Genomic DNA, 24,446 nt, shown 5'->3' on the forward strand with positions numbered 1-24,446 from the left:
CGACTTGCATGTGTTAGGCCTGCCGCCAGCGTTCAATCTGAGCCATGATCAAACTCTTCAATTAAAGTTTTGTTGCTTCCGTCTTGCGACTTCAGCGGCTCAATGAATTCTGATTTTTTGTTCCCACTTAAAAGCAGAAACAAACTGTACATATTACTATGAACACTCATTGTTACATTGATTTAAATTTTTGACTGCCAACCCGAAGGTTAAGCAGTTTCGATTAACTCAACACCTGTGAGTGTCCACACAGATTTCTTGTTTTATCTTGTTAAAGAGCAACTCAACCTCATAAGAGAAGGTGAGTACCACACTGAGCGCCGAACGCTTCCAGTTGGCTAGGGCTGCGTATTCTACGCATTTCCCGTTTCGCGTCAAGGAGTTTTGCAAACTTTCTCAACACTCATCAATCAGTAAACTCATCGATGAACCGTCACATCAGGCTGCTTAACGCTGTCTGCCGTGTCAGTGGATGCGCATTATAGGCAGCAGGAGATTTTGTGCAACCCCTATTTTAAGGAAATTTGCAGTTAATTCTAATTATCTAATCTAGTCACATCATACCCACCACTTACCCCCAAAGTTATCCACACACAGCTCATTTTAGACTCAGTTTCAACTTAAAATGAGGTTTGATGAGCCTCTATATACTACGAATAAAGCATGGAGATTCCGTTGATTCTCGAGGCCAGAGGTGGATTCTTGATGCAGCTTGTTCTAATAAATGGGCAAACGATAGATTAAAGAGACTCTTTGCCGACTTAATCAGAGATACAGGTCGTATTGCACAGAGCTGAGATTGGCCACTTGTTAGCGATATGCTTATCTATTAAAGCTAAGTTGATTTATCAAAGACGTCATGCACATTAAGAGTGGCATGTTTGCTTACCTATATTTAGTGACAGGAAATTTAGTGGCAATAATTTAGAAGCAAAAAAATACCCGCCAATGGCGGGTATTGTCTCATTCAGCTATGGCGCTAAACGCTGAGCTTATTCTTCAACAGGCGAGACCACGAACAGTAAGTCGCCTTGAGACACTTGCTGACCATTGCTGTTCAGGATGCGCTCTATACGATACTTCTTATCTTCAGGGTACAGAATCGCACTCTGGCGGTTAAAGCCAGCTAAGGTCACTTGCGAGAACATCTTCATCGCTTCTGTTAGTGCTAGTGTTTGATCAACGGTGACTATGTCACCTTCTTTCACGAAGTCCGCTTCACCCGGTGCAGAAGAGGTATAGAAGATACCTGCGCCTTGGGCTAACACTTTCAGTTCGTTACTTTCGCCAACACGCAGTGATTCAGTGTCTACTTCCACAGTTTCAGCGGCAGCTTCCATTTCTGCGATCAACGCAGGAATATCGAGCTCGGCCATTAAGCGTGGCAGATAGTTAGTATCGTAAACACCTTCGTTGAAAGTACCATCTTTCAAGATCAGCTTGAGCAACGGAATGTTAGTCGCGATGCCTTTCAGCACTACACTGTCTAAGTATTCGTACAGTTTGGCAATCACATCCTCACGGTTTTCACCGCGCATGATGATTTGCGCAATCAAGCTATCGTAGTATGGCGATACTTCTTTACCTGGCGCAGCAATCGAAATGATTTCCACATCGGGATGATCTGGGAACACACACTCAGTGATCTTGCCCGGATTAGGAATCAGCTGCAGTATGCCATGGCTATCGAGCGCCGCTTTCTCAGCCGTCACACGTACTTCCATCGCATAACCAATTTCTTTAGGCTCTAACGCTGCAATTGAACGGCCAGCGGCAATATCAAACTGCGCACTAACGATATCAATACCTGAAGTCGCTTCCGTAACAGGATGCTCAACCTGCAGACGCGTGTTCATTTCCATGAAGTAGACTTCGTTTGCATCTAAGTTATAGATGAACTCAACGGTACCTGCGCCCATGTAATCGGTCGCGTCGCCTAAGGCACGGGTATAAGCCAGCACTTGTCGCTTCAGCTCATCCGGCAACATAGTTGAGCCAGATTCTTCGACCACTTTTTGGTTATTACGTTGAACCGAACAGTCACGCAAACCTAATACTTTCGCGTTGCCGAACTTATCACGCAGTAACTGCACTTCGATGTGACGCAGTGATGTCACATATTTCTCTAAGTACAAGTCACCGTTACCAAAGGCTGCAGCTGCTTCGGTTGCAGTTTTTTGGAATAAACCAATCATGTCTTCAGGACGTTTTACAACCTGAATACCTTTACCGCCACCACCTTGTACCGCTTTAAGCAATACTGGATAGCCAATTTCGCTCGCCACGTTTACGGCTTGTTCAGCATTGGTCAGAATACCGTGCGAACCAGGCACAACAGGTACGTTTTGCGCTTGCGATGTCTTAATTGCGTTCGACTTGTTACCCATAGTCGTCATTGAATGCACGCTAGGACCGACGAAGTTAACACCGTTATTCACACACAATGCAGCAAACTGCGGGCTTTCTGATAGGAAACCGATACCTGGATGCAATGCATCAACCTGTTCATATTCGGCTACTTTCAGCACAGAGTATGCGTTCAAGTAACTTTCATCCGATGTGTTACCACCGAGACAAACTAACTTGTCGGTTTCTTTGAGCATGTCCGCGGGGACTGACGTCATATCTGGATCAGACGCCACTAATACCACATTGATATTATTGTCATGCGCCTTACGAATAAGTTTTACAGCTGTACAACCACGGGCGTGAACCAATACTTTGTTAATTGGCTTCATTAACTTACGTGGATCGTTCTGCACGATCACTTCTTCTTCAACAGTAGCTTCAACCACTAAGGTCGACAGTGCATTGATGATCACGTCGTTAATTTTTGCCGAAGGCATTGGCATCAGAGGATCGATACCCGCTAACTGAGAGTCTAAATTGTCGCTGAATGGGTTATGGACTAAGCCCGCCATTGCGCCAGGTACTTTTGACAAGTAGTTAGACAGCGTTGCCGTTGATGGTAAGTACGCTGGCACCACCATTTGACCTGCGAATGGCATGTTAGTACCAGACAGATAGTAAGTTTGCACCAATGGGTGAGTCACAAAACTCGCCTGCGCACCACCGGTACAGTCACCAAAACCAAACATCAGTACTGGCAATTCGTTATCACGAATAAAGCGCGTGATACGGTCGTTCACCACAGCCATAGAGAATAGCGCCGCGGCGCCTTCTTTAGTCTGCATACCGCCTGAACTGATAAAGCACACAACGGGTAATTTACGCTTAGCACACTCGATTAATAGTGCAGAGAATTTCTCAGCACTGGCCATATCGAATGCACCCGCTTGGAATGCGGTGTTAGACACAGCCACACCCACACGCACTTTTTGACCTTTTTCTTTAAAGTCAGCAATACCTGTGATCAAACCACATGGGCGAATGCCTTTATCTAATGCGTCTTCAATCGATAAACGGAAGCCTGGGAAGTTGAGCAAGTTAGCCGACATTTTGTCGCCGTTGATCTCTTCGAAATGGGTAAAGAACTGCTTCACCACATTTTCCCAAGTCATGTTGCCTTTACGTTTTTCGTCACGTAGCACTTTTTGGATCAATAGATCTTGATAACCCATGGTCAAGCGGTTCCAGAAGTCCTTACGACGACCGATACGCACAGGGTTGATCGCGCCAGTGTACTTGCTGGTATCGCTTTCACTATCGAAATACTCAGGCAGTAAACGCTCGAAGAAGTAAGTCAGTACCACGAATAGACTGTCGTTAAGTTGTGGGAAACCCACACTCTTCCACTGCTCTACTCGCACCAACAAATCGGCGCGGTTCGATTGACCCATAAAATACTTGAGCCACTTATAGAACTTAGCTTTGTCGTTCGAGGTATCTTGCGTCGACAATGCATGGTCAATTGACTTGTGCAACAGGTTGTTCACTGAGTTACGTGACAAACTCTTCGACATCATGGCTTCTTTCGCGATTGACGCTAAGCTGCCCACAACGTTGTCATACAAGGCATTGAAGATCAGAATGTTATGGCATTGCCAAATAAAGTCTTCACGCAGTTCTTCATTTACCACCACATCCAGCACAGTCAGCTGATTCAGCTCAGGCCATTTAGCTTGAGTAACAGACTTTGGCAAACTTTCTAAGTGCTGAATCAGCCCTTTAAAGTTGTTAGCCGCATTGCTCTTCCAGCGATGATACAAAGACCAGCTGATGTTGAATAACAACGCCTTACGTGCTTTTTTATAGTTCTCTTTTGGCTCACCCAAAATCAAACGTGTCAGCATGTTACGCTCGGTAGAGACTTCGTCACGTTTAGCGACAAAGTTAGTCCACAATTTATTCAAATCTTCGTCATAAACTAGCTTGTCAGGGTTAGACAACCAAGCTTGGAACACACGGTCTTGTTCCTGTTGAATACGTGCCAACAGATCACCTTCTGGCACGCTAGCACGTGACAGACGACCATATTGCTCTTGAGAAATAGAATGGATACGGCTACGTAGCGTTAAATAACGCAAATAGCGATAGGCGCTACCGAACAAGTTATGGTGACTGGTCGGGCTCGTTGCCACAGCCAATTCTGCATTCAGTTCCAAAGCCATCAAGTTTTTAGATGGATTAAGGAAACGAGTTAAACTGCGATCATAATGCTCACGTAAATCTTTAGATTCACGCACAAAATTCATCGCTGCACGCTCAACCGCTTCTACGCTGCTAATAATAGCGCGGCGCAGATTGTGCTGACGCTCGTCGCGATCGCCTGGTGAAAAGTCGATGATACCGTCGATACAACCTGAGGTATAAAGCTCTTCTGGTGATACACCCACAGATTTCGCACATTCTTGCCAAGATAAGTTGTACTTACGGGCAATACTTTGCAGACCTTGTGGCTGGATCGTGTTGAAAATACCGTCACGCAACGACAACAGAATGTTCGCCGCCGCTAATGGAATTGCGCCACCAGAATAACCAGCACCAATTACGATACCGACTGTCGGTACGTCAACGTTGGCACTTTCTGCGATGGCTTTAGAAATTGAATGCGCTTGGTTTTGGCTGTTAGCGATTTCGCCAGCATCCGCCCCTGGGGTATCAATTAAATAGATAATAGGCATAGACAATTCGGCGAAATGACGAATTGCTTTACAAGCGGCGTAATGATGCTCAGGCATCCAAGCACCGTTAGCGGTAGTGCGTTCTTGGGCAATAAAGCCAATACGACGAGTGCGTGAACCAAAGTTCAGCTCGACCTCAGCACTGTAAAAAGAGCCCAAGTGAGTTTCCGTAATCAAACGACCTTTAAGATCGGCAATAATACGTTTTGCACCAGGACGACCTTTATCTTGGGTCGGCTGGATCACTTTAGCAACGTAACCGTCGACATCTAAAGATGCCAAGTCTTTTAAGTTTGCTTGAATAGCATCCTCATTTAAAAGACCTTTAATTTCTTCCGATAAACTCTGTTTACTGTGCTTAGGAAACAGAGAAAAATCTTTTGCCAAATGCTCGGCCTGTAAAAAAAGCGGATCGGGCGTTTGGGCTTGAGTCATGTGTTTGGGCTGATTATTGCTGGTCATCAAAAGATCCTCTGCTTAGCCTCTGAAAATTTTTAGCCAATAAATATAACTTTGTTATCCCGTCAAATGCCATTAAACTGCATAGGACGCTTTGTTCCAAATATGAGACAGTGGGAATAACATGCCAGATTTAAACGGTATGATGCTATTTGCAGCCGTAGTTAGAGCGAAGGGATTCTCCCAAGCTGCACGTGAAACCGGCCACCCAAAATCCACCATAAGTCGCAAAATCGCGCAGCTAGAAGAACAACTTGGCGTGCGATTACTACAGCGCGACACCCGTAATTTGAGTTTGACCCAAATCGGGGCACTCTTTTATCAACACTGTGATTCGATTCGCAATGAGGTAGAAGCGGCCAAGGCAGTTATCGAGAATACTCACGATGATGTGTCAGGATCATTACGCATTGCAATCCCAGTGTCATTTAGCCAAGAACTTATCGCTAACCTCTGTAGCGGATTTATGCGTTTATATCCCAATGTTGAATTGGATGTCCAGTTTACCGACAACGATATTGGTTTAGTCGGTGAAGGATATGACATAGCCATCAAATATGGCCCACTTCAATCGTCGGACTTAGTCGCAAGATTACTGTTTGAACGCCAGCCAATTTTGGTGGCAAGCCCTGCATACTTAAAACTCAAAGGCACCCCCGCGACCCCAAAGGAACTCAGCCTGCACAGTGGGATTTTATTGGGGACTTCTCGCTCAGCACCAATTTGGCCACTGGGTAAAGGTTCGCGTAAAACCATGGCTAACTTTCAGCGTAAAGTGAGGGTCAACAGCCCGATAATGGTGAAGCAATTAGCCATAGATGATTTTGGCATCGCCATGTTATCCAATTCAGCCTGTAAGACTGAACTTGCTAATGGACAGCTAGTACCGATTTTACAGGAGTGGCCGATTGAACCTTTTAAGGTTTACGGGGTTTATTCGAGCCGACGCCAACTGGCCACCAACATCAGTGTCTTCTTAGATTTCTTTGTAAAACGCTTCAGCAGCCAAGAAAGCCTGCAATCCCTAATGGGTTAACGTTTCCCGTCGCATCAGGAAACCTGTTTCAAGAAAGTCCAATAAAAAAGCCTAGATCTGAGTCTAGGCTTTCAGTATCACGATTGATGTCAGCCAAGTAGGCCACTTCATACGCAATTCTCGCAAGGTTTAGATACGCTATGCTTACGCGACCTAGCATGGGCTAAGGAATAACGCGTTCCCGTTTTAAGATTTCCTTAGTAATGGCTTGACGCAATGGTAAACCTGCGGCGTCGGGAATATCCATATTCATCGCAAAAAACCATACATTATCATCGAGTTCAACCCAACCTACCCACCAGCCAATGCTTGGTTCTGCTCTGACTGCATAGCCGGTTTTCGCACGGATAATATAGTCAGAATTCGCTTCAGTCAGCATGGCTTGCTTAACAATACGTAAACTGCGCTCAGAAGCGTGTATCTTGTTGTGATAAAGCTTACGTAGGAAATCGATTTGCTCCGTAGCCGAAATTCGTATGCCACCATCTAACCAAAAACTATCCAAATTTCCCGAAATATCCTCATTACCATAATCAAACGAGGCGATCATCTTCGACATACGCGCCTCACCAATTTGGCGAGCAAACTCTTGGTAGACAGGCACAACCGAATACTTCATTGCAGTAATAAGGTTATGATCACGATTCCAAGTTGCGATATCTCGACTTTTACCATCCCACTTAAAGACTTGATGCTCATCCTTCACCACGCCAAGCTCTAGCGCGATCAAACTGTTAGGAATCTTAAACGTCGATGCAGGTAAAAAACCTTGATTGGCACGTTTAAGATTATTAGTGAATCCCTGTTGCTTGTTTTCATTCCATAACACCACTACGCCTTTAGTTTGGTGCTGAGTAAAACTGGCATCCCAACTGCGGGTTTCTTGCCACTCCTTAGCTGTAGTAGATGCAAAAGTCGGCGCCACTAAGCTTGACGACACTAAAATAGACGACATCACCAGCACAGCCGATATGGTGAACAAACGCATAAAGTCTCCTTGTAGAAAAACAAACAATCCAATGAACTAAAAAAGTGATTAAGGCTATCACTTAGGGTTTTGGCAAGCCCTAGCAAACTGCTGACCAATTGTGGCAAAAAAGAGGCAAACTAGACCCTATTGCACTGTTGCAGATGGATTAATGCTAGCGCCATATGATTTGTGATAGAAGATATTGACATAAGATGACGAAGATCACTGAGCTTAACTTTATTACCCTCAGCTTGTAGTGCATACTTTTTGGCATAAGAGCCTATCCGTACGAAAAAAATAATCATTATTTCCAATGAATAACGTCTAATCACTACAGGGAAGCCAAACATGTTAAAGCCAGTGTTAACACTCATCCTCACCACCAGCTTAATGACTACAGCCAGTGCCGTGCAGTTATTTGGTGATGTTGAAGTTTCCCGCCTACCAACAGCCGAAAAAACCATAGGCGACGTAGTCACTCGCTATCAAGCTCTTGACGATGGTCTGGCTCAGCTGAGCTCAAAGAAAAACGAAGTTGACGCCACCCAATTAGCGGCACGCCAAGGACACAGATTATGGCAACAAGCTGTCCGCGATGTGCAGTCAGGGCATTTTGACGACCGACCTTTATACTGGGCTCGCCTTGCCATGCTTAATAGTCTAAAAACCACCAGCGCCAACTTTAAAATGGCCGATTGGCAACAAGACATATTAATGAGTGCGGTTGAAAAAGCCTCACGGGGTTTTAGCGATATTCAATATGGTGATGATGTCCAAATCAAAATATTTCTCACGGGTTTCGATCCTTTCTTCCTCGACAAAGATATCACCCAGAGTAATCCTTCCGGTCTAGTTGCCCTCGCCTTGGATGGTTTTCGCTTTGATATTAATGGTAAAACGGCGCAAATAGAAACCGCTATGGTGCCAGTACGTTTTGCAGATTTTGATCAAGGACTTATCGAGTCGCTATTGAGCCCGATTTATCGCGATCCCAAAACCCAATTTGTATTCACCGTTAGCATGGGCCGAACTGATTTTGATATCGAACGTTTCCCTGGGCGAAATCGCAGCGCAGCGGCGCCCGATAACCAAAACGTACTCACTGGCGGCACGAAAACCGCACCCGTTGCCCCAAAGCTTAATGGTAAAGATTTTATCGGCCCCGAATTTGTGGAATTTTCACTGCCTGTTTCGGCTATGCAAGTCAAAGATGGTCAATGGAAAGTCAATGATAACCATACTGTCACTACCCTTGCCCGCGGCGAATTTAGCGCGACGTCATTAAACGAACTGCAAAACGAAACCTCAGTCGAAGGCTCTGGCGGCGGTTATCTTTCTAATGAAATCTCCTATCGTGCCATAGTCTTGCAGCAAAAGTTTAATAGCCATGCCAAGGTCGGCCACATTCACACACCAAGAGTCAAAGGCTATGACGCAGATACTGAGCAAGCCATAGTCGAACAAGTACGCACTATGGTGATGCAGGCGGCAGCGAGTTTATAGCCAAGTCACATTTCCTGAAACAGGCTGAAACTAGCATTGTCAGATAGCGTTCGCTATGATGTGAACGCTTCTGATGTGAACGCTTAGGCAGGCTTAATCACCGATAAGTTTTAAGCACTCAATTTTATCTTTAACCGACGAGATCCAACGCTAACCCTATGCTGAAACCCGCTGACTTACTCAATGCCTTACGCCGTCGCAGCAGTGAAGCACTTGCACCACTGTCAAGGTCGACGTACGCAGCCTTGGGCCAAAGCCAAGATAAGTCGCAGGTGATAACGAGTCCACCAGCACCAAATCCGGCTCAGGCACATATTTTCACCGGTTCATCACGCGCACTCTCGTCACTACAAATTCAAGTACTAGAGCGAATTGAAGCTTGTTATCAAGAGGCCGAGGTATCGCTTAAGCGCACTTTTCCACGCCCAGTCACTCAATTTAGTCTAAGGGGTAAGAGCGCGGGTACAGCTCATCTGCAACAGAATCGCTTGCGATTCAATCCTGTATTGCTACGCGAAAACAGCGAGGCATTTCTGACTGAGGTCGTCCCCCACGAAATTTGTCATTTGCTGTGTTTTCAGCTTTTTGGCAAAACCAAGCCCCACGGTAAAGAATGGCAATCTTTGATGTTAACGGTATTTAAGGTCAATCCGAGTACCACACATAGCTTTAATACCACTTCAGTTACGAGTCGCGATGTTGAGTATCGCTGCGCCTGTGGACCGATTCGACTGAGTATTCGCCGCCATAACAAGGTGTTGCGTGGTGAAAGTCGTTATATTTGTAAACGCTGTAAGACCCATTTAACTGCGTTCTAGCGACTTTCAGCAAACAAAACTCCCACCTAAGTACGACTCAATTTGCATAAACAGCGATATTTCCCTTACCATCACGCCATAAAAGACGAGCCAAAGGCTCGCGTAGTGTTTGTTATTTTGGGATAAATTTTGAACATAGCTTCTTTAACCGTTAATTCACGGCGACTTTTGTTGTGCCTAATCACTTGGGCGGCGACCTTATCTGTGCCCGCAAGTGCCTCAGTGTCACATCCCAGCAGTTTCAGCCAAGCAAAAACCAAGTCACAGGCGCTCTACGTAGGCAGTCGCCAAAGTACTCTGCCCGCAGTCAGCTTTTACTGTGGCTGTGAAATTCAGATCAAAGGTAAATCGTGGAAACCCGATCTCGCCAGCTGTGGTTATCAAGTCCGTAAACAGGAAACCCGCGCCAACCGTATCGAGTGGGAACACATAGTCCCCGCCTGGGAATTTGGCCATCAACTCCAATGCTGGCAAAAGGGCGGCCGTAAAAACTGTGCCGATAACAGTAATGAATTTAATAAAATGGAATCGGACATGCATAATTTGGTACCCGCAATTGGTGAGGTCAATGGCGATCGCAGCAACTTCCGATTTAGCCAATGGAACGGTAAGGCTGACCAATATGGCCAATGTGCTATGGTAGTCGACTTTAAGAATCGTCAAGCACAACCTCCCGCGAATACCCGCGGTAAGATAGCCAGAACCTACCTCTATATGCAGCAGACCTATGGTCTTAAAATCGCCTCTAGCCAATTAAAATTATTTAAGGCATGGGATAAAACCTATCCAGTTGATACTATTGAGTGCAAACGTGATAACGCCATAGCGCAAACCCAAGGTAACCATAACCCCTTTGTGCAGAATGCCTGTAATGCGCCACCACAGCGTCAACAATTAGCCGAATAAGGTCGACAATGAGAGTCCCAAGAATTTATCAACCTCAGCCATTAGCCATCAATCAACAGTTGAACTTAGACGAAGATGGCGCGGCCCATATCGGCAAGGTGCTACGCATGGGCAACGGCGAACATATCAGTCTATTTAATGGCGATGGCAATGATTATCTTGCTGAAATTGTTGACGCAGGTAAGAAGCATGTCACAGTAAAACTGCTCTCCTGTGAGGCCAATTTATCTGAGTCGCCACTCAACTTGCACTTAGGCCAAGTGATTTCCCGTGGCGATAGAATGGAGTTCACCATTCAAAAATCAGTCGAGCTTGGCGTCAATACTATTACGCCGCTGTTTTCAGATCGCTGCGGTGTGAAACTCAACGGCGAACGCCTAGAGAAAAAAATTCAGCAATGGCAGAAGATCGTCGTGAGCGCCTGTGAGCAATCGGGACGCAGCCAAGTGCCCGTGATTCGCCCAGCGATGGACTTACACGATTGGTGCAGTGAGCCGACCTCAGCGCTTAAACTCAATTTGCATCCACGTGCCGCACACGGTATCAATGGCTTAGATTTGGCCCATACCCGCGTGCGACTATTAATTGGCCCAGAAGGCGGTTTGTCGGCGGAAGAAATCGCCATGACAGAAACCTATCAATTTACCGATGTGTTGCTTGGCCCCAGAGTGCTACGCACCGAAACCGCCTCGCTCACCGCCATTACGGCACTGCAACTCAGATTTGGTGATTTAGGCTAGACCGTCCACAGCCGCACACAGCGGTGGTATGGCCCCCCATTATCCAATAAATGCTTTTTTGCCTGCAAACGGCGACAAATAAGGAACAGATTAATGATAAAACTCGGCATAGTGATGGACCCCATCAGTGAGATCAACATTAAGAAAGACTCCAGTTTTGCCATGTTAATGGCCGCGCAGGAAAGAGGTTATCAGCTGTTTTATATGGAAATGGCCGATCTTGCCATGGTCAACGGTGTGGCTATGGCCAATATGCGTCCGTTAACTGTTTTCAATGATGCGAGCAAATGGTTTGAACTCGGCGAAGCTACAGACACGCCGATGAGCGAACTCGACGTGATCTTAATGCGTAAGGACCCGCCATTCGATACTGAGTTTATCTACGCAACTTACATGCTTGAACGCGCCGAAGAACAAGGCGTGTTGATCGTTAACAAGCCGCAAAGCTTACGTGATGCTAACGAGAAACTGTTTACCGCATGGTTTAGCGAATTCACGCCAGAAACGATCGTAACCCGTGATGCCAAACGTATCCGCGCTTTCCACCAAGCGAAGGGCGATATTATTCTTAAGCCACTTGATGGTATGGGTGGCACCTCGATTTTCCGCGTGAAGCAGGACGACCCAAACCTTGGAGTCATCATAGAAACCTTGACCAGCTATGGCCAACAATATGCCATGGCGCAAGCCTTTATCCCTGAGATAACCAAAGGCGATAAACGCATTTTAGTGGTCGATGGTGAGCCTGTGCCCTACGCCTTGGCGCGTATCCCAATGAAAGGCGAAACCCGTGGTAACTTAGCGGCAGGCGGAAGCGGTGTGGCTCAACCTTTATCCGACAGCGATTGGGCAATTGCCCGCGCCATTGGTCCAGAGCTTAAAAAACGTGGACTGATTTTTGTCGGCCTCGATGTCATTGGTGACAAGCTGACTGAGATCAACGTAACTAGTCCAACTTGTATCCGTGAGATCCAAGCAGCATTTAATGTCGACATCACCGGCATGTTAATGGATGCTATTGAAGCACGCATTAACACCAAAGCATAAAAATTTACCAACGAGTTTGTTGATTTAAGGCGCTTTGACATCACAAGCGCCTAGCCACTTTCTAGGGATGTGATATGAGTTTCACCAAAGCGCCATTCTTGTTACTCGGCATAGGTTTATTACTATCGACTCCGACTTGGGCCAACATAGAAACAGGTCCAACGAAAGCACCGTCGCGCCCAAAAAATATTGTCATCATGATAGGTGATGGTATGGGACCGTCTTACACTAGCGCTTACCGTTACTACAAAGATAATCCTGACACAGAGGAAGTCGAACAAACCGTATTCGACCGTTTACTTGTAGGTATGGCGAGCACTTATCCCGCCAGTGTCAGTGGTTATGTTACCGACTCAGCCGCGGCAGCAACTGCGCTCGCCACTGGCGTTAAATCTTACAATGGGGCGATTTCGGTCGATACCCAAAAGCAACCGCTGCCGACCATACTCGAAAAAGCCAAATCCCTTGGCCTCAGCACAGGTGTGGCTGTAACGTCGCAAATCAACCACGCCACGCCAGCCGCCTTTTTGGCCCACAACGAAAGCCGTAAAAACTACGATGCTTTGGCACTCAGCTATCTAGAAACTAACGCCGATGTATTCTTAGGCGGTGGTCAAAAATACTTTACCCCTGAGCTATTAGCGCAATTTAAAGCCAAAGGTTATCAACATATTACTCGTTTTGAAGATCTCGCCAGCATCACCCAGCCTAAAGTGCTGGGACTGTTTGCCGAAGTCCAATTACCTTGGGCAATTGATGAAAAAGATGCGAAAAAACTCAGCACTTTAACCCAAAAAGCGCTCAGTTTACTGTCGCAGAATGACCAAGGTTTTGTACTGTTAGTCGAAGGAAGCCTCATCGACTGGGCGGGCCACAATAACGACATCGCCACTGCTATGGGTGAGATGGATGAATTCTCCAATGCCATTGAAGTGGTTGAGCAATTTGTGCGTGAACATCCTGATACCCTGATGGTGATCACCGCCGACCATAATACCGGCGGCCTATCGATTGGCGTCGATGGAAACTACAACTGGAACCCTGAAATCCTACGCAACATTTCAGCCAGTACCGACACATTAGCCTTAGCCGCCATCAGCGGTGAACAATGGCAGGCCGATCTCGCCCGCGGTTTAGGTTTTGAGCTCAACGAAGAAGAAATCGCAAAATTAACGGTCGCCAGAATGCAGGGATTAGAAACCATCGCGGTTGCAATTCGCCATGTTATTAATAAGCGAACTGATACAGGTTGGACAACCGACGGTCACACAGGCACAGACGTACAAGTGTTTGCCGCAGGTCCCGCATCTGAGCTGTTTAACGGCCATCAAGACAATACTGATATCGCCAATAAGATTTTCAGCTTATTGCCAAAACCGAAGAAACCTAAGAGCTAAGCGTTAATCGATTCCTTTCATTAAAGGCAATCACATAAGGCAACCGCATAATGCAGTTGCCTTTTTTATTGGGTCTTTTTATTAGGGATTTTATTAGGTCTTAGCGCAGTGATTCGATGCAAACTGGCTCGGGCGTGAATAACGGGTATAATGCCCACACTTAAGTTTATAGGTGCCTGTAACTGTGTTAACTAATCCATCGCAAGTCATTATTCGTAATCAAGACAGCCTAAGCCAACATAAGGTGTTAGTGCTCAATCATGAAGCCGATCTACTGCCAAAAGCCCTGCTCGATGTCGCGGCCTCGGTCGATGCCCTCGCCTTGGATTATCACCATTATTTACACTTAGCGCCGCACGCGAATTCAAAACTGCGTTGCTACTTCGGCCACGAACTGCCACATCAAGACCCAATTAAACCAGAAAAGTACGATACTGTTATCGTTTATTTCCCCAAGGCTAAACCCCTCGCACCTTATCTGTTTAACCTCGCCGCCAGCAATCTTGTGCCTAACGGCCAACTGTTAGTGGTTGGGGAAAACAAAGGCGGGATTAAGTCTTTAGTTAAACTCTTGCCTGAGTATTTTACGACGGGGATGAAGCTCGATAACGCCCGCCACTGCCTGCTGTTTGGTAGCCATTTAGAGGGCAGCGCCCCGGCAATGAAACTTAGCGACTGGGTCAGTCAGTATCAACTCACAACGCCGCAAGGCGAGATCAGTATCTGTAATTTAGTCGGGGTATTTAGCGAAAAACGGTTAGATCTCGGCACTGAATTATTATTGTCACACCTACCAACACTCTCGGGTCGAGTGCTCGATTTTGGTTGCGGCGCAGGCGTGATCACCGCCGCTCTACTAAAAGCACAACCGAGCCTATCCCTAGAATGTGTTGATATTAATGCCATGGCGTTAGCTTCTTGTGAACTCACCCTGGCGGCCAATGGCATGACAGCCAAAGTGTATCCATCCGATGGGCTCGCGCAAACCACAGGAAAATTTAACGGCATTATCTCTAATCCGCCGTTTCATGATGGCCTCGCCAGCACCACCAGCATAGCGCAGAACTTTGTCACCGATAGTGCTAAGCAATTACAACATAATGGTATTTGGCAAATAGTCGCCAATCGCCACCTGCCCTATTCCGATATTATCGCCGCCGAATTTGGCCAATTGAAAGTGGTTGCCGACAACAACAAGTACAAGTTGTATTACTTCCAGCACAAATAGATGTTTGATTAATAACGCGCAGATGCTTTCGCTGAAGCGCGTTATTGGCAACACCAGCCACTCACTCTTATCCCAATCCCTGTTTGTTTGCAGATAAAACCTCACTTTCATCGTGTTACAAAATTCAATATTGTGATCTGCCGCATGCCAGCGATTCTGACAATCCCCCACTTATAGTCACTCAACAGCCGTTCCTAACATAGGGATTCGATTTAAAACATCAAAATAATGGTTAAACCCAAAATCAATATAAGTTGTGGTTTATTCAGTGATTTTTGCTATAAAACCAGAGATAACACTGATTATAAGACTCAATTTTTTATAAAAAACTATTTTAAAATTCACTCATAGACCATTAACAACAAAATGACAACATTTGCTGATTTTGCAGCCAAAAAGGCTTCTTTACCCTAAGTTTCTACTGTTATACTCAAAACAGCTTCTTAACAAGAATAAAACGCAATTACTAGGAATGCCCCTATGCTGGACCCTGAACTCATAGAGCTAAACAGCGATAAGACAAAAGCTGAATTGCGCCTGATCCCTAATGTCCATGGTCCAGTCACCCATGAAGACATAATGCGCCTGTTGTCTTTACCTGAATTCGTCGCCCTGTTTCCGCTAGAACCAGCCATTGCTAAAACCGTCGCTAAAATCAACTCTCTTTGTAATCAAGACGATGGAAAATTTGAGCTCTATACTACTTTGGCCGAACGTCGTGATGGCAGCATAGCTATCGAGATTAGTCCCGATAAAATGCAAGCCAGCCTTAAACTTACCGCAGCATGGGGTGGTAAACAGATAGATTTGCCAGAGATCCTCACTCATCTCAAAAAAAACAACGTCTGCATGGGGCTAAGCAAACTCAAAATTCAAGCTCTACTAAAGCAACTCAGCACACTCAAGCCAGGGGAAATCTGCCAAAGTGAAATAGCCCAAGGCAAAGCCCCTGTTAATGGACTCAATGCGGTACTAGAACGCAAAGTATTCCTTGCGCGGGAACGCTTGCTTCAGCCACAAGAGCGCGAAGATGGCAGTGTCGATATGCGCAATTTAGGCGCAATGATCGTTGTTAAAGCCAATGATCTCTTGATGGTTAAACATTTAGCCACCGAAGGCACTCCGGGCTACAACATCAAGGGCGAAGTCCTTAAACAAAAACCAGGTAAGGATGCCGTGCTTCAAGCGGGTACAGGCACAGCTTTTCATCCCAAAGATCCCAATAAGCTGATCGCCACAGTGCCGGGGCAACCCGTCGAAACCCGTACAGGTATGAATGTCGATGATGTACTGCAACTTAAAGATGTCGACATCAGCACAGGCCATGTCACCTTCAAGGGCAGTATTTTAATCACAGGTGATGTCCACGAGGGCATGATAGTTAAAAGCTCAGGCGATATTACCGTGATGGGGTTTGTGGACTCCGCCACCCTTGAAGCAGAAGGCGATGTCACTGTGAGTAAAGGCATCATTGGCCGCCAGATTAAAGCCAATGAATACTCTACCAATATCTATTCTCAAGGGCAGATCAGCGCCCAATTTGTGCAATATTCTCAATTAGTTGCCAAAGGTAATATCTTAGTCACTAAACAGTTGCTGCACAGTAATACCAAAACCGCCGGCAGTTTAACGGTCAGCGATCCTAGCGGTCGTCGTGGTGATCTGGTTGGCGGAGTTGCACACGCTGAAAAAGGCATCACGGCGGTTGTCATAGGTGCAACGGCAGGGACTAAAACTGACGTTTACTGCGCAATGGGACAGGCTGAACTCAAGCAAGATCTCAAGCTACTCGATGAGAGCGTTAAAGCTATGGTCGTCGCCAGTTTAGATATCGAGGCTCGCCTCAATAAACTGCCCCCCAAGTCAGAATGGCAAGCTGACGCGGTTATGATTGAGCAAATCAAGATGATGCTTGATGAAAAAAATCGCATCATGGACGAACGTACCCGTGAAGAGCTTGAATTCGATACATTTAAACAAGAAGTCGAAGGCTACTACGAAAAATACCGCATCGAAGTGCTTAAACACGTATTCCTTAACGTTGAGCTGCATATAGGTCCAGCAAATCACCGTACGGCACGTGAACACGGCACTTGTTGTATTGCCAATGTTAATCAAGAGATTAACTTTGACTATAACGCCAAAGCCAAAGCTGCACCGAGCACATAAGGTTCACTAGGGTTCTTAACTTATTGCCCGCTCAGCCAGTGCTAAGGCGGCTTTCGCTCGGTAGCCAAACTTCTGAACTCGTTCTGGCCTCTATCTATCTTCTCCAAGCATGGCATACTGCTCACAGATAAACGCACGCAGCAGTATGCCAAGTCACCTTCTTGCTAAATCCTAATCCTTGTCTACTGCCGCCGATTGATCTCAGAGAATACCTCAGAGCCCATTTTAAACTTCCTAAGGATCTGAAATGACTAGCGTTAAGATGTCGAGTATTGAATGGCCAGCGATTGTAAAACTGACTCAAAATGACGAATTACTTTACCTAGAACATCAAAGAGATTGGCTCGAACTGGCCTGTCTCTATCAGCATCACTTCATCGAAACCGATCAATTATTAGACTCCAAAGGGCAGCGATACCTTATCAGTGCCTGTCCACAAAAAATCCATGAAGATCCTGTTGGCGAATTACCTCGATTACTGCGCCAAAAACAGGATTTACCACTCAATGAATTTATCAAATGGGTTCAAAATCATGCCCAAGCACTAGGACAATGTTGTGTTGCTAAACTGGCTTTCACGACAATTGCCCAAGGAATCGAAATTGTTCGTACCCTCGATGAATAAACAGCAAACACATGATAAGCCATAATAAATGGCTATCAATGACTCAGTTAATCAATAAAAAACAATATGACCTTAAAAGCTAATATCCTCATAATCAATTCACAGGCATAATTTGCCGCGGTGCAACAGCGCTAAGCCAGACGGTAAAGCGCTTAAGATGCACTCCAAAATAACCGTTTTCTGCGTCGACTCAAGGGATGACGTTTAAGTTGGCACTAAATATACAAATAGATGGAACCGAAATTGGAACTACTTAAGATTGACTGCTTAGGCAAACAACTGCGCTTAGAAGGCTCGCTCGCGGGCTGGCAACAACTCTACTGGGACAACACCTTAGTCTCACAAAAAGAAGCTTCCGTCGATAATGGCGGCCTCAAAGTCCATGTCTTTGAGCTCACCCACCACAGCAGCCCATTGGTGACAGAAAGTGGTGAGCAAGCCATCGCCATAACAGAAGCTAAAATCCAAGTTCGCCTCGAAACCGATCTCGTTTGGCAGCCTTTCCGCCTCGATTACTGCTTGCTGATGGATGACAAGATTATCGACCAAGGGCGACGGACAGAGAAAGATATCGAACGCCAAACACCAGAAACGCCCATCGTTAAGCAGCAAAAAATCAGCATGATAGGACTCGCCTCCCTCGGCTTTAAGCTGTTAAAAAGCGCTAAAGTCATAAAGGTAGTGTTAGCGGGCGCCAGTGTTGCCGCTTATTCTTGGCTATTCTCCTTCCAATTCGCCCTCGCACTTATCGCCTGTTTGGTATTTCACGAATATGGCCATATTCGCGCAATGAAATATTTTGGGATGAAAACCAAAGGGATTTACCTTATTCCCTTTATGGGCGGACTCGCGCTCTCCGATGAGAAAATTAATACACGTTGGCAAGATGTGGTGATTTCTATCATGGGACCGACCTTTGGGCTCTTGATGTCCATCGCTTCCTTGATTGCTTACCACGCAACGGGCAATGTGTTTTTTGCTGGCCTTGCCGCCTTTAATGCGCTGCTTAACCTATTTAATTTATTGCCTATTTTGCCACTCGATGGCGGCCATATTTTAAAGAGCATTAGTTTTTCGATGAACAGCATCATGGGGCTGGTCGCCTGCGCCGCCGGTGCCGCTTTCGGAGTGTATATCAGCTACACCTTAGGCTTAGCGCTATTGGGCTTCTTGTTGTTGATCGGCAGCTTAGAAATCATCTTCGAGTGGCGAACTCGCCATCAAAGCCATTTGCTGCCATTAGACAGATACGGGCAAATCTTCTCGGTTATTTGGTATTTGCTCACGGTTGGCGCCTTAGTCGGCATCATCTGGCACTTAGCCGGAACCGGCGATGATATGCTCAGTCTGCCGCTGCAAATATTACGCAGCTAATGTGGCTTAACGGCTAAACGCAGCGCAAAGGCACTAGCACGAGTGCCTACACTTGCACTTGCCCAACAAAAAACCGCTATTAATAGCGGTTTTTTATTTTTCTGTCGCGCTGTGATGCTTTTACAACCGTGCGTTATTCCTTTGCCAAAGGCGGGGCGATATCGCTGCCACCAAGGGCTTGATAAAGCGTCGCTTGGGCGGTGAGTTGGTTATAGCGATTCTCGAGTAAAGCCGCCTCGGCGCTGCGACGATTCTCTTGGGCATCAATCCAATTCTGAATACCGATAGCACCATTGCGGTACTGGCTCTCATAAATGGCTTCAACGGCCGCCGCGGCGCTAAATTGCTGCGCCAACTTCTCCCCTTGATAGCGATATTGTTGCTTAGCCGAAATTGCGTTATCAACATCTTCAAAGGCGGAATAGAGCGTCTTGCGATAATTCACTACAGCGGTTTGATAATCGATATCGGCAATGTCGTTATTGATTTGCATTTGATTCCACTGCAAAAAGGGCAAGACAAGCCCCGCGCCTAAGCTACCAACAGGATTGCGTAACAGCTCTTTTAACTCTGAGGTCGACTCTCCAATACCACCCGTTAAACTCAGGCTGGGGAAATAACTCGCATAGGTAGCGTCTTTACTCGCCAAGGCGGAGCGCAGTTGATACAAGGAAGCCTTCACATCTGGGCGTCTGACTAACAAATCTGCGGGCACGCCCACACTAACGTCCGGCACAGCCACGTCGGGGAGTTGCTTAATCTCAACCCAAGTCTCCCCTGAGGCTAAACTCTGCGCAGGAACAGCTGCAGGTGCCTGATTGAGTAATATCGCGAGGGCATTTTTAGCCACAGTTAATTGCTGAATAAGCTGGCTATGGGCAGCCTCTTGTCCCGCCATACTGCGCTGAGCTTCAAGCACATTCACTTGCGTCACGGCCCCAGAATCATACTGCCTTTGGGTTAATGCCAGCGTTTGCTGACTGTACTCGATACTCTTTTGGCTTAAATCAATCCGTTGATTTAAATAACCTATCTGCCAATACAAGGATGCAGTGGTCGCCACTAGGCTTTGGGTGGTACTTTCTCTATCTTCGGCGCTCGCCAGCGCCGCCCATTGAGCTTGGTCGATATTGGCCGACACTTTGCCCCACAAGTCCACCTCATAACTCACGGACAATTTTGCTTGATAACTCTTAGTCGCATCGCCACCCTCAAGTGGCTGATTACGGGAAGCGTCAAGGTTTGCCGATAACTGTGGGTATAGATCATCCCGCGTTAGTCCTGCCTGCAAGCGTGCCTTACGCAGCGTTAAGGTCGCTAGGGTTAAGTCATTGTTAGTGCTCAACACTTGACTGACTAGCTTATCGAGCTCGGGCTGATGAAACTGCTGCCACCAAGGATCAACTCTCACTTGCTCATTCACTGTGGTGTTTTGCCACTGTTCGGGAATAGCCAGTGCAGGTGGTTCAAAGTCTGAACGCATAACACTGCTACAACCACTCAACAGGGCTATGCACAGAGCTGATCCCAAAGCCGTGCAAACAGCAATAGCACAGCTACGAGGCGAAAATGGTCGATTAAATAGTTTATTATTCATGGTGTTATTACTCTCTGGCTAGTGCGTCAACGGGATCTAACTGCGCCGCATTGCGGGCGGGTAAGAAACCAAATAGCACACCAATTAAGGTCGAGCAGGCAAAGGCAGCAACGATGGAGGTGGTAGAATAAATCATTTGGAAACTGCCCCCCGTTTGAGCAAACACCACGCCAATTAAGTAGGACAAGGCGATGCCTAAGGTGCCACCACACAAACACACTAAAATGGCTTCGATAAGGAACTGGCGCAAAATATCGTTCTGGCGCGCACCCACGGCCATACGAACACCGATTTCACGGGTTCGCTCAGTCACAGACACTAACATAATGTTCATCACCCCAATTCCGCCAACGACAAGGGAAATCACCGCGATAGCCGAGATCAGTAAGGTCATGGTCGCAGTGGTTTTTTCGATGTTCTGCCTAATGGTATCGGTATTTATAGTGAAGAAATCTTGCGTGCCGTGGCGCATTTTAAGCAGCGCGATAATGCCCTGCTCCGCCGCGTTACTCGGCACAGTTTCATCGAGTCGAACGGTAATACCATCCAAATAATTTTTACCCACCATACGGCCAGAAACTGTGGTGTAAGGCACCCACACATTAAGCGCATCGCTGTTACCAAAAGCACTTTCTTTGGGTTGAGTCACACCTATGATACGTACGGGTAAATCTCCAAGGAAAATTACTTGCCCTATCGCCGAGTTATTGTCGGCAGCGCTGTTAGGAAAAAGCTCCTTACGGGTGTTGTCATCAATCACCGCATCTTGGGCGAGCGATGCGACACTGGCATCATCCCAAAATTGGCCCTGCGCTAACTCGTACCCTCTTACACGGAAAAACTCAGGTCCCACACCATTCACCGATGCCGATACCGCTTTATTACCAAAACGAACCGTTGCAGTAGAGCCAATGCTTGGCGTCACGCTATCAACATAGGGCAGATTTTTAAGGGCATTGGCGTCCGTTGCGGTTAAGGTGCGTACCCGCGCCGAGCGTCTATCGCCAAAACCAGAACCGGGGCGAATATCAATCGTGTTAGTCCCCATCGAACTGATACTTTTGAGGATGGCCTGCTGCGAGCCTTCACCTAAGGCCACCACAGAAACCACAGAGGCGATACCGATAATAATCCCGAGCATAGTCAAGAAGGTACGTAACCTGTGGGTCGACATCGCCACCAGCGCCATTTTAAGCGCTTCGACATATCTGTCCCACGAAGCCACCCGCGCACGCGAGCCATCTTTTGCTGCCACTGCACCGCTAGGCTTTTGTGACGCCGTATTTTGTAACGTTGAGCTTTGCGACGTCGAGCTTTGTGGCTTAGCCGTTTGTTTATCCTGACTGCGCTCATCGCTGATGATCACGCCGTCTTTGATTTCGATAATGCGGTCGGCATATTGGGCCACATGCATATCGTGGGTCACGATAATGATGGTATGACCGTCGCTGTGCAGCTCCTGCAACAACTGCATCATTTCTTCGCCGCTGTGACTGTCAAGTGCACCTGTTGGCTCATCCGCAAGGATCACATCGCCGCCATTCATCAAAGCGCGCGCCACACTGACCCGTTGTTGCTGTCCGCCACTGAGCTGATTGGGTTTATGGTCAAGCCTGTCGCCAAGGCCTAAACGCGTTAACAAATGCTCGGCCCTGTCTTTACGAACCGTGCGTTCTTTACCCGCATACACAGCAGGCACTTCGACGTTGCCTATGGCGGTCAAATCGCCCAGTAAATGATAACGCTGAAAGATAAAACCAAAGTGCTCGCGGCGCAGCTGTGCTAACTCATCAACGTCCATAGTCGAGGTATCTTGGCCGTTGATAAAATACGCGCCCTTTGACGGCTTATCTAAACAACCAAGAATGTTCATTAGGGTCGATTTACCCGAGCCAGAAGCACCAACTATCGCCACCATCTCGCCACGGCCAATCGACAAGTTCACATCTTTCAGCACAGTGAGTTGCTGCTCACCCGCCTGAAAAGTGCGATAACAACCTGAAATTTCAAGTAATGCCGTTGTCACTGTTAAAACCTCACGCTAGGTGGGCGACGTAATTTACTGCTGCCATCATCGGAAGACGGCATGCCAAGCACAACCTGATCGCCTTCCTTCAAACCCGCGGTGATTTCAGCATTGATTTTGTTGTTAATCCCCACAGTGACATCCACATATTGCACTTGGTTATCAACTAATACAGGCACTTGATATTGCGGGCCGCTGCGAGCTTTACGCTCGACAGGCTTAGCCTCTGGCGCCGCGGATTTCTCCCTCGGCTTTATACGCAATATCTGCGCAGGCACTAATAGCGCATCATCGGCCTTAGCTAACACTATAGACACCTGCGCCGTCATGCCGATACGCAAGGTGCGGTCAGGGTTTTCTACATCAAACAGACCATGGTAATAAATGGCGTCTGAGTCGCTAGAGCTCATATTGCTATCGTCGCCATCCATCGAAATCGGCCCAGGTTCAATCGCCCTCAAAACGCCGCGGTAGGGATGATTCGGTTTTCCAAGGACAGTGAAATACACGGCTTGACCCGGATGGACATTGACAACATCGGCTTCGGAAATCTGCGCTTTAACTGTCATGGTATCCAGCTGCGCCATTTCAACTATGGTCGGTGTTGTTTGATTAGCGTTAACGGTTTGCCCCACTTCCACCGCGGAATACACCACAGTGCCATCCATCGGCGCGGTAATTTTGGTATAACCTAAATCGATTCTGGCACTGTCGACGTTAATCTCAGCCTGTTGTTTTTGCGCTTCTAATTGCTCAAGCTCGGCTTGATAAACCGTTAGATTAGCATCGGCCACTTCATAATCGGCACGAGAACTGGCCTTATCGGCAAGCATTTGCTGCTGGCGGCTAAATTCCAATTTAGCTTGGCGGATCTGCGCCTGTTTAGCACGGAACTGAGCATTGATACTCTTGAGTGATGCGAGGGCATCCTTCAAATTATTCTGCTGCGCTAGGCTATCAATCTGAGCAATCAAATCGCCTTTCTTTACTTCATCACCCAGTGCCAGCGGCAAACTTAAGATTTGCCCCGATACCTGTGCGCCCACACTCACCAGTTTGGATGCCTGCAACATGCCATTGGCCAGCACTGAGTTTTCGATATCGCCACGGCGCACCGCTTCAGTTACATAGGTAGGTGCTGTTTCAGGCTTATGCCACATAAAATAAGCACCGCCACTAAGGAGTATTAAGCCGCTTAACGCGAGCAGCAATTTACGCTTTGAGGATTTTTTCATCGGTATTGTCGTGTCCATCAATGCTAAAGACAGCAAGCATTCATCTTGCTAAGGAACTGAAATTGTTCCAACAGTATATAGAGTTAGCCAAAGACAGTAGACGAAGGAAGTGTCGTTAACAGGTAAAGATTTGCAAATATCTGTGTAGAAATTGACAAGGAAAGCACGATTGAGTGGTGCTTAGACTGCCATGCCAATTTAGTGCGATACCAAATCGTCAGGTGATAAATTG

At 46.8% G+C, this 24,446-nt stretch carries 16 protein-coding genes and 1 rRNA gene; 11 read left to right on the plus strand and 6 right to left on the minus strand.

What is annotated here, in order from left to right; genetic code table 11:
- Positions 1–64 (minus strand): 16S ribosomal RNA (locus tag KO533_RS15900); the annotation flags it as partial.
- Between the two features lie 928 nt (positions 65–992).
- Entirely contained in the window at positions 993–5,546 is a 4,554-nt protein-coding gene (locus KO533_RS15905; RefSeq protein WP_105251502.1) for a biotin carboxylase N-terminal domain-containing protein, read from the minus strand.
- Between the two features lie 121 nt (positions 5,547–5,667).
- On the opposite strand from KO533_RS15905, the gene KO533_RS15910 reads away from it, so the two are divergent.
- A complete protein-coding gene (locus KO533_RS15910) occupies positions 5,668–6,579 on the plus strand; it encodes a LysR family transcriptional regulator (protein ID WP_105251501.1) in 912 nt (303 codons plus the stop codon).
- Between the two features lie 163 nt (positions 6,580–6,742).
- Here the strand turns inward: KO533_RS15910 and blaOXA are convergent, their stop codons facing one another.
- Positions 6,743–7,567 (minus strand): class D beta-lactamase, encoded by an 825-nt coding sequence (gene blaOXA, locus KO533_RS15915; RefSeq protein ID WP_105251500.1) that lies wholly within the window; start codon positions 7,565–7,567, stop codon positions 6,743–6,745.
- A gap of 330 nt (positions 7,568–7,897) precedes the next feature.
- Here blaOXA and KO533_RS15920 point away from each other — a divergent pair, with 330 nt between their 5' ends.
- The 10 genes from KO533_RS15920 to KO533_RS15965 all read left to right on the plus strand — a co-directional run bounded on the left by KO533_RS15920 (position 7,898) and on the right by KO533_RS15965 (position 19,356).
- Positions 7,898–9,052 (plus strand): hypothetical protein, encoded by a 1,155-nt coding sequence (locus KO533_RS15920; RefSeq protein WP_173497250.1) that lies wholly within the window; start codon positions 7,898–7,900, stop codon positions 9,050–9,052.
- 158 nt (positions 9,053–9,210) lie between these two features.
- Positions 9,211–9,870 carry a SprT family zinc-dependent metalloprotease gene (locus tag KO533_RS15925; protein WP_173246764.1) on the plus strand — a complete coding sequence of 220 codons (660 nt, stop codon included), beginning with the start codon at positions 9,211–9,213 and terminating at the stop codon, positions 9,868–9,870.
- Positions 9,871–9,996: 126 nt separating this feature from the next.
- Positions 9,997–10,776: an endonuclease EndA gene (gene endA / locus KO533_RS15930; protein ID WP_219255221.1), complete on the plus strand. Its 780-nt coding sequence runs from the start codon at positions 9,997–9,999 to the stop codon at positions 10,774–10,776.
- Between the two features lie 8 nt (positions 10,777–10,784).
- Positions 10,785–11,516, plus strand: coding sequence for a 16S rRNA (uracil(1498)-N(3))-methyltransferase (gene rsmE, locus KO533_RS15935; protein ID WP_173246769.1), 732 nt, complete (start codon positions 10,785–10,787; stop codon positions 11,514–11,516).
- A 93-nt stretch (positions 11,517–11,609) separates the two neighbouring features.
- Positions 11,610–12,563, plus strand: a complete 954-nt coding sequence (gene gshB, locus KO533_RS15940; RefSeq protein ID WP_219252129.1) for a glutathione synthase — start codon at positions 11,610–11,612, stop codon at positions 12,561–12,563.
- Between the two features lie 74 nt (positions 12,564–12,637).
- A complete protein-coding gene (locus KO533_RS15945) occupies positions 12,638–13,960 on the plus strand; it encodes an alkaline phosphatase (protein WP_219255084.1) in 1,323 nt (440 codons plus the stop codon).
- A 184-nt stretch (positions 13,961–14,144) separates the two neighbouring features.
- The gene (locus tag KO533_RS15950) at positions 14,145–15,188 is read left to right on the plus strand and encodes a methyltransferase (protein ID WP_173246778.1); all 1,044 of its coding nucleotides are present in this window, start codon (positions 14,145–14,147) and stop codon (positions 15,186–15,188) included.
- A gap of 480 nt (positions 15,189–15,668) precedes the next feature.
- Positions 15,669–17,357, plus strand: a complete 1,689-nt coding sequence (locus tag KO533_RS15955; protein ID WP_219255086.1) for a FapA family protein — start codon at positions 15,669–15,671, stop codon at positions 17,355–17,357.
- 247 nt (positions 17,358–17,604) lie between these two features.
- Complete coding sequence (locus KO533_RS15960) at positions 17,605–17,982, plus strand: DUF4144 family protein (RefSeq protein ID WP_028759298.1); 378 nt, start codon at positions 17,605–17,607, stop codon at positions 17,980–17,982.
- Positions 17,983–18,213: 231 nt separating this feature from the next.
- The gene (locus KO533_RS15965; RefSeq protein ID WP_168826794.1) at positions 18,214–19,356 is read left to right on the plus strand and encodes a site-2 protease family protein; all 1,143 of its coding nucleotides are present in this window, start codon (positions 18,214–18,216) and stop codon (positions 19,354–19,356) included.
- 133 nt (positions 19,357–19,489) lie between these two features.
- Here the strand turns inward: KO533_RS15965 and KO533_RS15970 are convergent, their stop codons facing one another.
- Genes KO533_RS15970 through KO533_RS15980 form a run of 3 tightly spaced genes read right to left on the minus strand, consistent with a single transcriptional unit; the run spans position 19,490 to position 24,214 of the window.
- Positions 19,490–20,953 carry an efflux transporter outer membrane subunit gene (locus KO533_RS15970; protein WP_219255088.1) on the minus strand — a complete coding sequence of 488 codons (1,464 nt, stop codon included), beginning with the start codon at positions 20,951–20,953 and terminating at the stop codon, positions 19,490–19,492.
- 7 nt (positions 20,954–20,960) lie between these two features.
- Positions 20,961–22,979, minus strand: coding sequence for a MacB family efflux pump subunit (locus KO533_RS15975; RefSeq protein ID WP_219255090.1), 2,019 nt, complete (start codon positions 22,977–22,979; stop codon positions 20,961–20,963).
- Between the two features lie 2 nt (positions 22,980–22,981).
- The gene (locus KO533_RS15980) at positions 22,982–24,214 is read right to left on the minus strand and encodes an efflux RND transporter periplasmic adaptor subunit (RefSeq protein WP_168826787.1); all 1,233 of its coding nucleotides are present in this window, start codon (positions 24,212–24,214) and stop codon (positions 22,982–22,984) included.
- Between the last annotated feature and the right edge of the window lie 232 nt (positions 24,215–24,446).

This window comes from Shewanella sp. NKUCC05_KAH (assembly GCF_019345585.1).
GTDB classification, from domain to species: Bacteria; Pseudomonadota; Gammaproteobacteria; order Enterobacterales; family Shewanellaceae; genus Shewanella; species Shewanella oncorhynchi.

Bases quoted from the DNA above. Each gene is read 5' to 3' on its own strand.
- KO533_RS15905 (WP_105251502.1), bottom strand. From the start codon at position 5,546: ATGACCAGCAATAATCAGCCCAAACACATGACTCAAGCCCAAACGCCC.
- KO533_RS15910 (WP_105251501.1), top strand. From the start codon at position 5,668: ATGCCAGATTTAAACGGTATGATGCTATTTGCAGCCGTAGTTAGAGCG.
- blaOXA (WP_105251500.1), bottom strand. From the start codon at position 7,567: ATGCGTTTGTTCACCATATCGGCTGTGCTGGTGATGTCGTCTATTTTA.
- KO533_RS15920 (WP_173497250.1), top strand. From the start codon at position 7,898: ATGTTAAAGCCAGTGTTAACACTCATCCTCACCACCAGCTTAATGACT.
- KO533_RS15925 (WP_173246764.1), top strand. From the start codon at position 9,211: ATGCTGAAACCCGCTGACTTACTCAATGCCTTACGCCGTCGCAGCAGT.
- rsmE (WP_173246769.1), top strand. From the start codon at position 10,785: ATGAGAGTCCCAAGAATTTATCAACCTCAGCCATTAGCCATCAATCAA.
- gshB (WP_219252129.1), top strand. From the start codon at position 11,610: ATGATAAAACTCGGCATAGTGATGGACCCCATCAGTGAGATCAACATT.
- KO533_RS15945 (WP_219255084.1), top strand. From the start codon at position 12,638: ATGAGTTTCACCAAAGCGCCATTCTTGTTACTCGGCATAGGTTTATTA.
- KO533_RS15955 (WP_219255086.1), top strand. From the start codon at position 15,669: ATGCTGGACCCTGAACTCATAGAGCTAAACAGCGATAAGACAAAAGCT.
- KO533_RS15960 (WP_028759298.1), top strand. From the start codon at position 17,605: ATGACTAGCGTTAAGATGTCGAGTATTGAATGGCCAGCGATTGTAAAA.
- KO533_RS15965 (WP_168826794.1), top strand. From the start codon at position 18,214: ATGGAACCGAAATTGGAACTACTTAAGATTGACTGCTTAGGCAAACAA.
- KO533_RS15970 (WP_219255088.1), bottom strand. From the start codon at position 20,953: ATGAATAATAAACTATTTAATCGACCATTTTCGCCTCGTAGCTGTGCT.
- KO533_RS15980 (WP_168826787.1), bottom strand. From the start codon at position 24,214: ATGAAAAAATCCTCAAAGCGTAAATTGCTGCTCGCGTTAAGCGGCTTA.